General features: G+C 63.4%; 14 protein-coding genes. 5 read left to right on the forward strand and 9 right to left on the reverse strand.

The features are described from left to right. Window positions 1-124 precede the first annotated feature (124 nt). The 3 genes from tssD (ACYVGC_RS19745) to ACYVGC_RS19755 all read left to right on the forward strand — a co-directional run bounded on the left by tssD (ACYVGC_RS19745) (window position 125) and on the right by ACYVGC_RS19755 (window position 1,354). The gene (gene tssD, locus ACYVGC_RS19745) at window positions 125-523 is read left to right on the forward strand and encodes a type VI secretion system tube protein TssD (RefSeq protein ID WP_460585580.1); all 399 of its coding nucleotides are present in this window, start codon (window positions 125-127) and stop codon (window positions 521-523) included. A gap of 56 nt (window positions 524-579) precedes the next feature. Then, on the forward strand, window positions 580-990 hold the full coding sequence (gene tssD, locus ACYVGC_RS19750) for a type VI secretion system tube protein TssD (protein ID WP_460585581.1): 411 nt from the start codon (window positions 580-582) through the stop codon (window positions 988-990). A gap of 73 nt (window positions 991-1,063) precedes the next feature. Beyond that, window positions 1,064-1,354, forward strand: coding sequence for a hypothetical protein (locus tag ACYVGC_RS19755; protein WP_460585582.1), 291 nt, complete (start codon window positions 1,064-1,066; stop codon window positions 1,352-1,354). A gap of 176 nt (window positions 1,355-1,530) precedes the next feature. Here the strand turns inward: ACYVGC_RS19755 and ACYVGC_RS19760 are convergent, their stop codons facing one another. The 3 genes from ACYVGC_RS19760 to ACYVGC_RS19770 all read right to left on the reverse strand — a co-directional run bounded on the left by ACYVGC_RS19760 (window position 1,531) and on the right by ACYVGC_RS19770 (window position 4,580). After that, entirely contained in the window at window positions 1,531-2,400 is an 870-nt protein-coding gene (locus tag ACYVGC_RS19760) for a hypothetical protein (RefSeq protein WP_460585583.1), read from the reverse strand. Window positions 2,401-2,534: 134 nt separating this feature from the next. Further along, on the reverse strand, window positions 2,535-3,776 hold the full coding sequence (locus tag ACYVGC_RS19765; RefSeq protein ID WP_460585584.1) for a hypothetical protein: 1,242 nt from the start codon (window positions 3,774-3,776) through the stop codon (window positions 2,535-2,537). Window positions 3,777-3,824: 48 nt separating this feature from the next. Beyond that, window positions 3,825-4,580: a TssN family type VI secretion system protein gene (locus tag ACYVGC_RS19770; RefSeq protein WP_460585585.1), complete on the reverse strand. Its 756-nt coding sequence runs from the start codon at window positions 4,578-4,580 to the stop codon at window positions 3,825-3,827. 286 nt (window positions 4,581-4,866) lie between these two features. On the opposite strand from ACYVGC_RS19770, the gene ACYVGC_RS19775 reads away from it, so the two are divergent. Further along, a complete protein-coding gene (locus ACYVGC_RS19775) occupies window positions 4,867-5,850 on the forward strand; it encodes a type VI secretion system baseplate subunit TssG (RefSeq protein ID WP_460585628.1) in 984 nt (327 codons plus the stop codon). Window positions 5,851-5,951: 101 nt separating this feature from the next. Here ACYVGC_RS19775 and ACYVGC_RS19780 read toward each other — a convergent pair whose 3' ends face one another. From ACYVGC_RS19780 to ACYVGC_RS19795, 4 genes are all read right to left on the reverse strand, one after another. Continuing rightward, the gene (locus tag ACYVGC_RS19780; RefSeq protein WP_460585586.1) at window positions 5,952-8,765 is read right to left on the reverse strand and encodes a S8 family peptidase; all 2,814 of its coding nucleotides are present in this window, start codon (window positions 8,763-8,765) and stop codon (window positions 5,952-5,954) included. Window positions 8,766-8,908: 143 nt separating this feature from the next. Beyond that, on the reverse strand, window positions 8,909-9,466 hold the full coding sequence (locus ACYVGC_RS19785; RefSeq protein WP_460585587.1) for a hypothetical protein: 558 nt from the start codon (window positions 9,464-9,466) through the stop codon (window positions 8,909-8,911). Between the two features lie 238 nt (window positions 9,467-9,704). After that, window positions 9,705-10,055 (reverse strand): hypothetical protein, encoded by a 351-nt coding sequence (locus ACYVGC_RS19790; protein ID WP_460585588.1) that lies wholly within the window; start codon window positions 10,053-10,055, stop codon window positions 9,705-9,707. A 6-nt stretch (window positions 10,056-10,061) separates the two neighbouring features. Further along, complete coding sequence (locus ACYVGC_RS19795; protein WP_460585589.1) at window positions 10,062-10,499, reverse strand: hypothetical protein; 438 nt, start codon at window positions 10,497-10,499, stop codon at window positions 10,062-10,064. Between the two features lie 175 nt (window positions 10,500-10,674). On the opposite strand from ACYVGC_RS19795, the gene ACYVGC_RS19800 reads away from it, so the two are divergent. Continuing rightward, window positions 10,675-10,953: a GNAT family N-acetyltransferase gene (locus ACYVGC_RS19800; protein ID WP_460585590.1), complete on the forward strand. Its 279-nt coding sequence runs from the start codon at window positions 10,675-10,677 to the stop codon at window positions 10,951-10,953. A gap of 97 nt (window positions 10,954-11,050) precedes the next feature. On the opposite strand, the gene ACYVGC_RS19805 is transcribed toward ACYVGC_RS19800, so the two are convergent. Further along, window positions 11,051-12,085 carry a Gfo/Idh/MocA family oxidoreductase gene (locus tag ACYVGC_RS19805; RefSeq protein WP_460585591.1) on the reverse strand — a complete coding sequence of 345 codons (1,035 nt, stop codon included), beginning with the start codon at window positions 12,083-12,085 and terminating at the stop codon, window positions 11,051-11,053. 221 nt (window positions 12,086-12,306) lie between these two features. Next, window positions 12,307-13,524, reverse strand: a complete 1,218-nt coding sequence (locus tag ACYVGC_RS19810) for a homoserine dehydrogenase (RefSeq protein WP_460585592.1) — start codon at window positions 13,522-13,524, stop codon at window positions 12,307-12,309. Window positions 13,525-13,528 lie beyond the last annotated feature (4 nt).

A 13,528-nucleotide genomic window follows, 5' to 3' on the forward strand; every position in this document is an offset into this window, starting at 1 on the left:
ATTACCATCTGGTTTATTGTGATAGCCCTATGCAAATGCGCAGGCTACTCCTGTCCCAATGGGCCTAGCAACCGCCACAACAGCCCTACTTTTATCCTGACTCACCCCACCTAAAAATTTTACCATGGCACATTCGGCCAAGCTGTACCTGGAAGGCGAAGTACTGATAGTCCAGGAGTTTCACTGGGCCATTGTGCAGCTCATCGATGCCCAGAGCCGACCCCAAAACAGCGTGCTGGCCGGCAAAATCAGCGTGGTTATCGACAAGCTGCAACACCCGCTGCTGGATGCCTGGATGGCCGATGCCCGCAAGCAGCTCAGCGGGCTGGTGGTGGCCGACTCGCCCGACGGCATGGGCACGGCCCGCAGCCTGCGGTTTGTGGATGCGCTGTGCGTGAGCCAAGAACTCCAATTTACGGCCGGGGGCACCGGGACATTTGCAGGTGCCATGACTATCGTGCTTACTGCCAGGCAATTACATATTGAAGATGGGTTGACCCTCGACAACCATTGGCCGGTTTAAACCTCCGGCTTGCGTAGGCTGCCACTACCCATTTCTCCTCTTCGCCATTTTTGTTTATGAATTCCGCCGCCGCTACTTTTTGGGTGCAGGACACCGACTACACCGTGCGCAGCCTCACCCAGCACATGCACCAGGAAACCACCGACCGGGGCACCGTCAATGCGCAGCCCACCGGCGGCGAGCTGCGCATGGTACTCGAAAACCGACCCCACGACGTACTGCTGCCCACCTGGGCCTATACCCCGCACCTCACCCTACCGGCGCGGGTGGTGTTTGCGGCCCTCGATGGCGTATCGCTGCCCCTCACCCTGGTGCTCGAAGAAGCCTACTGCGTGGGCTACGAAGAGCATTTTGAGTCCAATGGCCTGGGGCAGGCCGCGCACTACTACGTGGTAAGCATAGTGGCCCGCCGCTTCATCAAGCAGGGCGTGGCCTACGTCAACCAGTGGGCCGAGGCCACGCAGTAGGCCGCCTTATTTGCCAGGGCCACTTCTCCAATATACCACCTGAGTTAAAAAGCCCGCACCGACCTTTCCATCGTTGCAAGCGCTGCAAACCGGGGCGTTGGTGCATTCTATCGCGGCCGGGGAGCGCTATTTGGATGCATTGCGCGTAAAGGACGCGGCCAGCCGCAAGGCTCAACTGAGCTACCTCACCCGTGAAACCTGGCCGGACACCCCCCACTTCGGCCAGCAGAATATCCAGCAGTTTGAGGCCCAGCAGCGCTATGCCGCTGCGGTAGCGACCCGGCCGCGCCATACTATCCGCCCGGGCCTGACGCCCGAAGAGCGCCTCTGGCTACATACCGTATTAGCAGTAGCTACTTGCTGAAGTCAGCATTTTTGCGGAAATCCTGTTTTACCCAGTGGGGCAGCGTAGCAGCAACTACTTAATTAGAGAGCAAAAAGCCCCGGCGGGCAACCCACTGCAACCGCGGGTTGCCCCGCCGGGGCCAGAAAAGGGCATTTTGCGCGGGTCCTGAAACCAGCGATTTTGTCCCCGGTAAGCTACTTAAACAAAAAGAAGCGGGCGGGCTTACCCAACTCGGGGTTGATGGTTTCGAGCGTTTTCTCGATACTCTGCTTCATGTCTTCGGTAGCGGGGTTTTGCAAAATTTGGATAAACGCCGTGCGCGACTCCTCCAACAGCCGCGTGCGGTCCTTGCTATGGGGCTTTTTATCGAGGGCGCGCTGGCGCAGGCAGTCGGCCTCGGCGAAATCTACCTTATCGTTTAGCAGCTCTATCTGAAGCTTGGCCGACGTGCTGGGCGTGGCCACGGGGGCCGGCCCGCCGCCGCCGCTCGGCGCTACCGGGGCGGGGCGGCTGGCCAAGGCCGCTTGCAGCATAATCACTTGCTGGCGGGTTTGGTTGAGCTGGTCGAGCAGCGTAGCGTTGTTTCGCTCGGCATCGCCGCCGCGGGTCACGTTTTGGTTGAGCACGTCCACCGTTTTGCGGGTGGAGCGCAACAGGTCAAAATCGCGCAGGATGTTGCGGGCCAGCATCCGGTGCGCCGGCACCTTCATTTGGGCCGAATCCCGCCTTAACTCACTCAGCCCAAGTCCAATAGCATTTACGTTTTCTTCATTGCGCAGGGCGAGGCTACTCTTCACCTGCTGGTTGGTTTCACCCAGAATGCGCTGGTCGAGCTGGTCGATATTTTGCAGGCGGTGCGTGAGCGTGTCAAACTGCATCACCAGGCGGGCCTGCTCCTTGTGGGTCACGTCCAGCTCGCTGGTGAGCCGCGCGTTTTCTTCCACAATGCTTTTGTTGGAAAACAGGTAGTAGGAAGCGCCCAGCGGAATGAGCAGGGCTAACAGGTACAGCAGGCTAAACTGCCAGAGGCGGGTACGGCGCTCGGGTTGGTTGAGGGGATTCATGCAGGCAAGGAAAGAACGACGGGCCGGCGCACCGGGCGCTTACGTGAAGAGCAGTTAGCTAGCGGCCCGAAGCTTTTGCGTTGATAAATAGCGGGTTGCGGACAAATAATACCAGGTTATTTTTGACCAATTGCCTAAAAAGGGTTCCAGCGCGTGGTGCGCGCGGGGGCAGCATTAGGGTCGGGCTCAGGCAGCGTTTGGAGCTGCGGCTGGGTGGGCACGTAGCCCACGGTGGGCGACCGGGCAATGGGGTTTTCGTTGATGAACGTCTGCCAGCCTTCGCGGTTTTTACCGATATACTCCAGCTGGCTGAGCTGCCGAAACACCAAACCCAGCAGCTGCCACAGTTGCTGCTGCTGCCGCAGGTGCTCGTGCACCAAGTGGTGATTGTAGGTGAGCGCAACGGTGGCTTGCAACGCCCCCAGCAGCACGGCGGGCGGCGTTTCGGACCACTGCTCGCAGTACTTGAGCAGCTCCTCGCGCTCAGCTTCGGTGAGGCTGTCTAGCATGGTTTTCACTTGCTTGGCCACGCGCAGCAGGGCATCGAGCAAGTAGCTGGGGGGCTGGGCGGCGGCCAGCAGCCGCAACGTGGTAAGCTGCTGGGCCAGGGCAAACACGGTGCGCTCGGCCAGGTCGCGCACAAGGTCGGCCAGCGGGCCGCGCTTGTCGGTGCGCAGCTTCACTTTGTGAATAATCTTGAAGGCATCGGTTTCCAGCTCAGTCAGCTGAAAGTCAAGCTGATGCAGCGCTTGCAGCAGCGCCGGATGGCTGGCCAGGGCCGTGCTGGGCGGAATAAACTGCGTGACGGGCCGCAGCTCGCCCTCCGTGTACAGCAGTTCGCCTACCACTAGCGTAAAGGCCGCGCTGGCCGCGCCGCTCAGCTGCTGGGCGGGCACAAACCCCAGCTCGTAGGCGGGGCGCGAGTAGGGGTGGCGGGGGGGCACCTCCTCGGGGGCGGGCGCGCCGGTGGGCACCCGCTCGAAGGGATTGACAGTGAGCACCACGCTAAAGCGCAGGCCCTCGGTGGCCGTGAGGCCAAACGCCGCTAGCAGCTGGGGCAGGCTGCTGGCCGCCGTGAGGGGCTGCGCGCTGGGGGTGATTTCGATGCGGGCCCCGCCGGCCGTGATGGCCCGGCACTGCGTGAGGCGGGCCTGCACGCCGCCCTGGGCATCGACGCCCAGCAGCAGCTCAAAAGAATCGGGGCTGCCCAGCTCGTTGGTGGCGGGTAGCAGGCCGTAGTAGTCGGGGCGCAGGTGCTGGGCAATGGCATCGCGCAGGTGGTCGGTGGTGAAACGCTCAGTCTCCGCAAAGTGGAGGCGGGAAATTTTCATCCCATCCACCCAATTCACCGGATAATACTTAATTTCAGGAATCATAGACGCAAATGTAGAAGCGAAAGTAACGCGCGCATCCGGCGGCGCACGCTAAGCCTGGTCGGCCGGGCGCACCGGCACGCGCTGGGCCACCAAGATGCTGCCCTGCCGCAGGAAATTATCCTGAAAAGTGAAGTCGGGGTTGTAGTAGTGCCGGCGGCGCCACCACGAGCGCTTGGCATAAAACAGCCACCCAAAAGGCTGGCCCTGGCCGTCCACGTATTGCAGGGCCTGGTCGGGCTTGAGGGCGTTGTAGTCGGTGAGAAAAATGGCGAACAGGTCGCCCACCCGCATCTGGTAAGGGGCTTTGGAAGAGAAGTCGTGGTAGAGGGCTTCGCCCTCGCGGCGCGTCATCCAGAAGTGAATCACCATGAAGTGGCTGAGGTCCATGCGCGACAGGTCGGGGCTGGCAGCCAGGGGGTTATAGTGCCACAGCTTGTACTGCCGGTACGGAATGGCCAGCCACGCCCGGTACGATTCCCAAAAAAAGAAGGGCAGTAAGAACGGCACCACGGCCATCATAAAGCTGGTGGGGGGCAACTGGCTTTTGGCCCACGGCACCCAGCGCAGCGCAAAAATGGCGGCCGCCCCAATGAGGGCCGTGCCCAGCAATATCAGCGCCCCCTGGACCCGGCGCTGGGGGTTGTGCCAGCTCAGCCAGTTGGGCAACTGGGCGGCGTAGAGCCACCCCAGCAGCACCACGGCCAGCTGCAACAGCCCAAACGTGAGCGGAAACGACCACGGGCTGCGCACGGCCGCCAGCCCCAGCAGCCCAAACGCCAGCACGGTGCCTAAAATATAGAGCACTGCGCTAATAAAAGGCTTGCTATGCTGAATTCTAGAAGTTGAGTTGGATAACGCGCTGGAAACGACCGAACGGGCTTGGGAAGTAGGATTTGGAAGCATTCAGAGAGCGGCTAGCGAATGACAGCGGGCGGCTAGGATACCCAGCAGCAACCGGCTGCCCAAGGTACGGAATATTCTGGCCTAGGGGTGCGCGCGGGCAGTTATTGAATTGGGCCGCCTAACTTGGGGCCGCCGCCCCCGTACGCTTGGGGCGGGCCCGCTGCCTCACTTGCCCTCGCTTTTGCCCGTGCCACCCACCTCCTCCCGCCAGCTGCTGGCCACCCTCAGCCGCCGCCCGCTCGACCTGCGCCTCGAAGTAATTCTGGCCGAGCTGCTGAGCTACGGGTACGCATTCGACGATTTTCTGGTGCGGCCCGTGGGGCTGTTTGCCCGCCGCTACCGCCGCGACCTGGGGGCCGTGCACGACGAAGACTTTGTGCGCAGCGGCCGGCCCGTGGTGCGCACCGTGCTCGACCTGCACCGCGAGGGCCTCTACGACGCCCTGCCGCAGCAGGTATTTCACCAGCCGGGCAGCGACACGCCCGATGCGCCGCCCGGCGTGCGCGCCATGGTGGAGGACAGCCGGGCGCAGCGTCGCAAGGAGAAGGCCACCCGCCAGTTTTTCCTGCCCTTCGAGCAGGAGTTTTTTCGGTGCCGGGTGCGCATTGAGCAAGAAGAGCGGCGCTACTTCACCAGCCTCTCTCCCACCTGGTACAACGAGGTGCTGGCCCACCTCTGGGGCATTGCCGACTGCGGCCTGCCCGCCGGCCCACTCACCAACTTGCTGTACCTGTTACCTTTAGCCCAAAGCATGGTGGGTGACCTCGCCCGCACCCAGCGCTGCTTCGAGAGCGTGCTGGGCCAGCCCGTGGCGCTGCGCACGGTGGCCCCGCAGCGCCACGCGCTACCCCCCGCCCCCACCCCCACCGGTGGCGCGGCGGCGGGCACGCTGGGCCACGTGGCGCTGGGCCACGACCTGGTGCTGGGCGGGGCCTACCAGGAAACTCTGCCGGCCCTCGAAATCAGCCTGTTGGGTTTGTCGGTGCCCGCCCTGGAGGCCTACCTGGCCGGCGAGTGGCCCGCCAAAGCGCTGGCCATGCTCTGCGAGTACTTCGTGGCCTTCGAAACGGACATTGTGCTGCGCTACGAAATGGCCGCCGCCGAACCGTCCTTCCGGCTGGGTACCGGCGAAGAAACTCCCGTACTGGGCTTCACCACGGCGGGCATTTAGCAAATGGCCGGCACTAAAAGCGGCTGGCCTCACCTACTCTATTGCTTGTCTGGCAATGGATTGGATGAAGTCAGCCGCTTTTGAATGCCACTACGCCGAGGCTACTCGCGCACCACGCGCTGCACCAGGCTTGTGCCGAGTATCCGTACCACGTACAGGCCAGGGGCCAGGGCTTGCAGACTAAGCGCGCCGCCGCCGCTGGGCAGCACGGCCGTAGCTACGGGGCGGCCCAGCGCATCGAGCACCTGCGCCGTGGCCGCGCCCAGCTTAACAGGTAACACGATGTTTACTAAGCCATTAGTCGGATTAGGATACAGCTGCCAGGTAGTGCCGGCGGCCACCGGGGCCGCAGCCAGCACCTGCTGGTAGGCAGCCGTGGCGGCCTGGGCGGCGGCTTGCAGCTGGGCCAGCGTGGGGGCGGCCAGCACCGCAAAGGCCACGGTAACCGAGTCGCCAGGGGCCAGGCGCGGCACCAGGGTGCTCGCCACCTGCGAGGCATCGGTGCCCTGGGTATCGGTGCCCACGCTGCGGTGCGCCCGGCCAAAGCCGCCACTCAGAGCCAGGTATTTTTCGGCGGGGCCGAAGCCGTCGCCTAAGTAAATGGGCGTACCCGTTGGTGCCCCATTATCAATGGAATACACCCCAGCCGGGCGCGGCCCCAGCACCTGCACGCCTGCGTACACCTGCGGCGTGAGGGGGTCGTAGCAATAGGCCACGCGGTTCACCGAGTCCCAGCGGGCCACGTTGCGAGTGGCATCGCCGGGCAGGTCCCAGTCGGCAAATACACCGGCGTAGAGGGGCTTGAGCGTGTCGGCGGTGAGATTGCGCAGTGAGTAATCGAGCAGAATAAAATTGCGGCGGGCCGCCGGGGCCGCCCAGCTTTGGCCATGCTGGCGCACGCGCACGCCCACCGAGCGGGGCTTTTGCGGGTCGGGCAAGGAGTCGCGGAAGGTGCCGCGGGCTTCCTGGTCGGCGCGGGGGCCGGGGGTCAGCTTTTGAATTTGGGCCAGGGCAAAAAACGACTGCCGCACCGCGCCGGGGCTGCTGCGCAGGTGGTCAGCCACGCGGGTGGGCGAGGTAGCCAGCAGCAGGCCGCCCTCGCTGAGCAGCGGCGTGCTGCCCCGGTAGCTAAAGCCGCGGCCCACGGCCCCGGTCACATCATCATAAGCCAGGTTGCCCCGGCTGCTCACGCTCACGCTGAGGTCGCCGGCGTCGAGCTGCACGAAATCAGGATTGAGCAGCACTTCTACGTATTGGTCTGACTGATAGTTATTTGCCCCTGCAAAATGGTAGCGCAGCGTGGCTTTGGTGCTAGGCGGCACGCTGGCAGCCACCGCCAGCCGAAACGGCGCGGCCCCGTTGCTGGCTTCGGCCAGCGTGGCGAGGCTGCCCACCGCAAAGCTGCCCTGCCGCACCGTGAGGTAGGGCGACAGCGAGGTGAGCGTGACGGTGAGCCCGGCCACCGGCAGCAGCAAATTGCGCACGGTGGCGGCCAGTCGCACGGTGTCGCCGGGGGCGTAACCAAAGGGCTTGGCCGGGGCAAATGCGCTGCTCACCACCCGCGCCTCACGTTGGTTGAGGGCGGCCACCGCCCGCGCAATGTTGAGGCGGCCGGTACCCAGGTAGCCCCGGTAGTTCTGGTTGGCCGGCAGCTCGTAGAAGCTGGTGTCGGCCGCCTGACGCAGCTGCGCAATCACTTGCTCCGCAGTTAGTTGCGGAAACCGGCTACGCACCAGGGCCGCCGCACCCGCCACCTGTGGCGAGGCAAACGACGTGCCCGAGCCCACCCAGTAGTCGGCATCGGGCGGGCCGGCGTACGAGCTAGTGGCCCGGCCATTGACGATGATAATATTGGCCCCCGGGGCCGATATATCTACGCGGCGGCTGTAGGTCGAGAAATCGGCTTTGGCATCAGCCTCATTGCTGGCGGCTACCGAGAGCACGTGGTCGTAGGAAGCGGGGTAAAATTGCAAGTCGGCGGGCGTGTTGCCGGCCGCCGCCACCAGCACCACATCGTGGTTCACGGCGGCGTAGGTGCACACATCCTGCTCAAAGTGCGAGTAGCCGCCCGCCCCGCCCCACGACATATTAATGACCCGGCAGCCGTGGTCGGCGGCGTACACCACTGCCTCGTAGCCCGCAAACGAACCCGTGGTAGTGCCCGGAAATATTTGCAGGGGCAGAAACTTGCACTTAAACCCGACGCCCGCTACGCCCTTGCCATTGTCGGTAGCGGCCGCCACAATGCCCGACACCTGTGAGCCGTGACTGACAACCTCGTTATAAAAAGGGTCATTGTTATTATTGGAAAAATCCCATCCGCGGAAATTGTCAATATACCCGTCGCCGTCGTCATCTACTCCGTTGATGGGGTCGGCGTAGTTGTATTTCACCTGCCGCACCAAGTCCTCGTGGCTGTAGCGAATGCCCGTGTCGGTCACGCCAATCACCACGCTGGTGTCGCCCTTCGTGAAGTCCCAGGCCCGGTAGGCGTGAGTTAAGCGCAGGTGATACTCACCACCGGCCAGCGAGTCGGCCCGCGGGTCGTTGGGCTGGTATTGGGGCAGGCGAATGTAAAGTGGCTCCACATATTCCACTACTCCCGTGGCTAACAGCATAGTACGGGCTTTATTTAGCGTCAGGCTGGTGGGCACCGTTAGCTCGTACACGCGGCGCAGGTCTACGCTGCCCGGGCGCTCAGAGCTGGGCGGGGCGCTGTGCGGAAACTTCGGGGCCAGGTCGGTGGCCTGCAACGCGGCCAGCGTGGGCAACAAGGTACCGAGGTCGGCGGCCAGCAAATTAGCGCTGGGGCGCAGCTTCAGCACCAGCTTACCCGGCCGGGTGGGCGGCGCGGCCAGCACCGGCAGCGCCATGAGCAAACAGCTAGCCCACAATAGCGTACGCAATATTTTCATAATTCAACAAGAAAAATAATAGCCTTTAAGTAAAGGTAAGAGGTGCCCCGCCCCCACCTACGAAAAAACGATGTGCCTTATCCCCAGCTCGCCATTTTTTTATGGATAATTTAAAGCCTGCCTGTTGCCGCGTAAAACCAGCCTCACCCCCACGCCACGCGGGCTGGCAGGCCCGCCTCGCGCGCTAGCGGGGCCGCCCCCGAGGCAAACAGGCCCGCGAGCACCGCATTGGCGGCGTCGGCTAGCTCCAGGTGGTAGTCGGGGTGCAGCTTTTCGGCTTGCTTCAGCGCTTCCTGGGCGCGACGCACCAGGTGTTGCAGCAGCGGCTGGGTGGGGCCGTGCAGCCGCGCCACCAGCGCCGGCTGGCACCGAAACACGTTGGCCAGCAGCCGCAAACTCAGCTCCACTTCGCCAAAGGCATCGCCCGTAATGCGGGCGTGGTAGGTGAGCCGCGCTTGCAGCTGCCGCAGGATAACGAGCAGGTCGTTAGGCGTTTGGTGGTAGCCGCGCACGGGGTCGTCTACCTGTTGGCGCAGGGCGGCGCGACGCGTTTCGAGGGCATCGGGGCCTTCGAGCAGGCGATAGGTGAGTTGCTCAGTCAGCACCGCGTCCTGGGCTACGAGGCGGGTGAGTAGCTGGTCTTTTTCCCGTTGTGGGAGGTCGAGCAGGGCGCGGCGCAGGGCGGGCGGCAAAGGGGGCATAAGAAGCGATGGTATATAAGAACGAAGCCAACTGATGCGAAACAGGCGTTTGTCATTACGAGCAACGCGAAGCAACCGCCCCAAACGATATCCGAACGATTCCGTTCTGGTGCGATTGCTTCGCGCTGCTCGCAATGACAAATGCCTGCTATGCAAGTCCCATTTGGGCAGCATAGAACGAAGCACAAAAAAGCCCGCAGCCTTTCGGTTGCGGGCTTTTTAATTTATTGCCAGTTAACTACTTGGCTTCGTCCTCTTCCGCAGTCAAGGTTTTGCCCTGGTGCTGCATCTCGGGGAGGGTGAAGCTGGCTTCACTGGGGTTGGAGAGCTGGTCGGGCACGTTGTCGGAAGAGGCGGGCGAGGAGCCCATGGGGGCTTGCATGTCCGAGCGCATCGAGTCGTCCATCATATCGGCCATTTGCTGGCCGGTGTTTTCGTCGAATACCTGGCCGGCGGTTTCGCGGTTCAGGAAGCTGTCCGACTCCTTTTCGGTGGCGGTGCGGGCGTCTTTCGTGTCTTCGTTTTTGGGCTGTGCGGCGTTCTTACCATTGAGGTCGTTGCCGGGTGCTACTTGCGGAATAGAAGCCATAATGAGCTAGTTGTTAGAGTGTTCCTTGTCATTGTTTTCTTGCCAGGTAGCCTTGTCGTGGCCACCAGCGTAGCGGGGGTCGTCGTCGGACCAGGCGGCACGCTGCTTGTCGGTCTCGTCGCCCTGAGTGGCACGCACTCCGGCGGGATCCTGGTTTTGCTCTACGTGGCCGCGCTGGTCTTTGGGGTCAGCCGGAGCCTGCTGGGCGTCCTCGGGCTTGCGCAACTCGCTGAACTCATCGGGGTTATCGTTGGAGCCGTCGCGGCCGGGCTTCTGAGCAGCGTCCACGTTTTCGGGCTTGCCAAACTCACCGTAGGCGGGCGTACCAGCCTCGGCTTGGCGAGCAGGGTCGTTGGGGTTCAGGCGAGCCTCTTCGGCGCGGGCTTGCTGGCCGGGGGGTAGCTGGTCGTCGTCGTCGGAGTTGAAAGCGGCAATCGGATTCATGGGGAGGAAGGGAAAGGAGTTCGCAGCGTGCCAGCGGGCGAGCCCGGCCGGCTACGCAGGTGTTTACTCTAGTTTCCGGTTTCGCGTTGCTGTTGGCGGCGCGTTGGCCCGCATTTTTCGGCGCGGCTCCGTATAAGAGGGCACACTTTTTTTAGCCTTCTTGCTTCAATTTTCCATGCCTGTTCAACATAGTACTAGCAATCAATTCTTTACCAGCGGTCCGGTTGATAACCAGGCCGAGCTGGCTTACTCCTTACCCGCGGCGGGCGTCATCGATTTCGTGCACACCTTCGTGCCCGAGGCCCAGCGCGGCCAGGGCATTGCCGAGGAGCTGGCCGAAACCGCCCTGGCCTACGCTCGCCAGCACCACTTGCGCGTGCGCACCAGCTGCGAGTTTATGGCCGGCTACGTGCAGCGCCACCACGAGCAGTACAAAGACTTGTTGGATAAGTAGTTCAGGTAGCGTGGACTCTGCGGGTCCGCGCGTGGGAACGTTGTTCAACAATCGTTCAACGTTCCCACGCGCGGACTCGCAGAGTCCACGCTACCTCCTACGCCAGTACCTCCAGTTGCCACTCCAATTCTTCGTCCTTGATGGGATATGGATTTCCGTAGCGAATGGTCTGATAAACAGCCTCAAACAAGTCCATAAACGTGGCGGGCGCGGCTACGTCGGCCACGGGGGGCAACACGTGGTTGTGGCCGGTCGGGTCGGCCAGCACGAGGCGGCCAGCCTCGTCGGGGCGCTCGCGGCCGTAGGCGGGGTCGTCTGGCTTCATGCCGGCCAGCAGCTGGGCTTCCTGGGGGTCGGTGCGGCCCTTTTGGTAGCTGCCATGGGTGCCGTGTAGCACAAAGGCGGGGCCAGGGTCGGCCACGAGCAGGCTGCCGCTCAGCCACACGTTGAGGCCCTGCGGATAGCGCAGCTGTAGCGTGAAGCAGTCGGTTACCTGCGAGCCTTGGCGGAAGCTGCCGGTGGTTTTCTCAAACGACAACGGCTTGCCAAACAAGCTGATAGCCTGGTCGAGCAGGTGCGGCCCCAAGTCGTAGAGCAGCCCCGAGCCGGGGCGGCCATCTTCTTTGAAAATCTTGGTATGCAGGATGGGCCGGAAGCGGTCGAACCGAAAGTGCACCTCGATGAGGCGGCCCAGCTGTCCGCTTTCTATCACCCGGCGCACGGCCGCAAAGTCGGTGTCCCAGCGGCGGTTTTGGTAGGCCAGCAGGTGGCGGCCTTGCTGGCGGGCCAGGGCCGTGAGCTCGTGCCACTGGGCCACGGAGGTAGCCACGGGCTTTTCCACCAGCACGTGCTTGCCGGCCAGCAAAGCCTGGCGGGTGAGGTCGTAGTGGGTGTCGTTGGGGGTATTCACCACCACCAGCTCCAGGGTGGGGTCGGCGAGCAGGGCCTCGATGCTGGACTGGCTGCTGATGTGCGGGTAGTCGGCGGCCATGCGCTGCTGGTGGCGCTCCACCACCGAGCGCAGCTCGAAGCCGGGGTGCTGGGCCAGAAACGGCGCGTGGAAAAGCTTGCCCGACATGCCATAGGCCAGCAGGCCAGTGGCAATGGGTGCATCGGAGGGAGAAGGGGTCATGCCCAAATATAGCCGGCGGGTTAGCATCGCCCTCCTCGGTTACCCCACCCCCTAACCCCACGCCGCTTGATGCGCGGAATCCTCCGGGAGAGGGGGAACTAGCTCTAATTATAAAATTCTATCTTACAGATACTTATCTCTAAAACTAGTTCCCCTCTCCCGGAGGATTCCGCGCATCAAGCAGCGTGGGCTAGGGGTGGGGTGCCCCGCGGAGGGCGATGCTACCGCGCCGCAGCCCGCAGCGGCGCGGCCAGCCGCACCACGCACACGCCGGGCGCGTGCAGCCACGCCGAGCGCGCCAGCTGGCCCAGCCCAATGCTGCCGGTGAGGTAGTTGCCCCGCGTGCCGGACCGAAACTCCTCGTGCACGGCCGTGAAATCGCTCACGTCGGGCGCGCCGTTTTCTTCCTCAAACGTCACGAGCACGTCCACCTCGGCCGCGTCGGGGGTGAGGGCGAGGTGGGCATTCTGCTGAATTTTCTTGTAGCCGTAGCGGTAGCCGTAGGTGAGCGCCGAGAGGTCGCTGAGCACGGCCGAGGCCGTGGGGAACGCCCCCGCGCCGCGCCCCAAAAAGAACTGCCGGTCGGCAAAACCGCTTTGGGTGATGATGCCGTTAAACTCGTCGTGCACCTGCGCCAGCTCGTGGCCGGGGCGCACCAGCGTGGGCAGCACCGCTGCCGCCAGCCCGCCGCCCGGCAGCCGCCGCGCCTCGGCTACCAGCTTGAGCACCAGGCCTTGCTCGCGGGCGTAGGCCGTGGCCAGCGCACTGATGCCGGTGATGCCCACCGTCAGCAATTCGGTGGGGGCCACCACCAGGCCAAAGGCGTGGGCCAGCAGCAGCACCAGCTTGTTGCGGGCGTCGAGGCCCTCCACGTCGAGGGCCGGGTTGCTTTCGGCAAAGCCCAGTTCCTGGGCCTTGGCCAGGGCGGCGGCGTAGGGCTGGCCGTCGCGGTGCATGGCCGTGAGAATGTAGTTGGTCGAGCCATTCACGATGCCCTCCACCGATTCCAGCAGGTCGGTGTCGTAGTATTCTTCCAGGTTGCGGATAACGGGCAGGCTGGCGCAGGCCGCCGACTCGTAGAGCAACGGTGTACCCGTAGTGCGCTGAATTTCAATAAGTTCGGGCAAATGCTCGGCCAGCATCTTTTTGTTGGCCGTTACCACGGCTTTGCCGCGCAGCAGGGCCTCTTTCACAATGAGATACGCCTCGTCGGCGTCGTCAATCAGCTCCACAATCACGGTGAGGCTGGGGTCGTCGAGCAGGTCGTTTTTGTCGAACGTGAACAACTCGGCGGGCAGCGAGCGGGCTTTGTCGCGGTTTTTCACGGCGATGCGGCCAATGCGGGCACGCAGGCCGGGCGTGCGCTCCAGCACGGCGTGCAGGCCCTGGCCCACCACGCCAAAGCCAAAAAGACCAATGTTGAGGTCGGTACGAGTCATGAAA

This window comes from Hymenobacter arcticus (assembly GCF_054779975.1).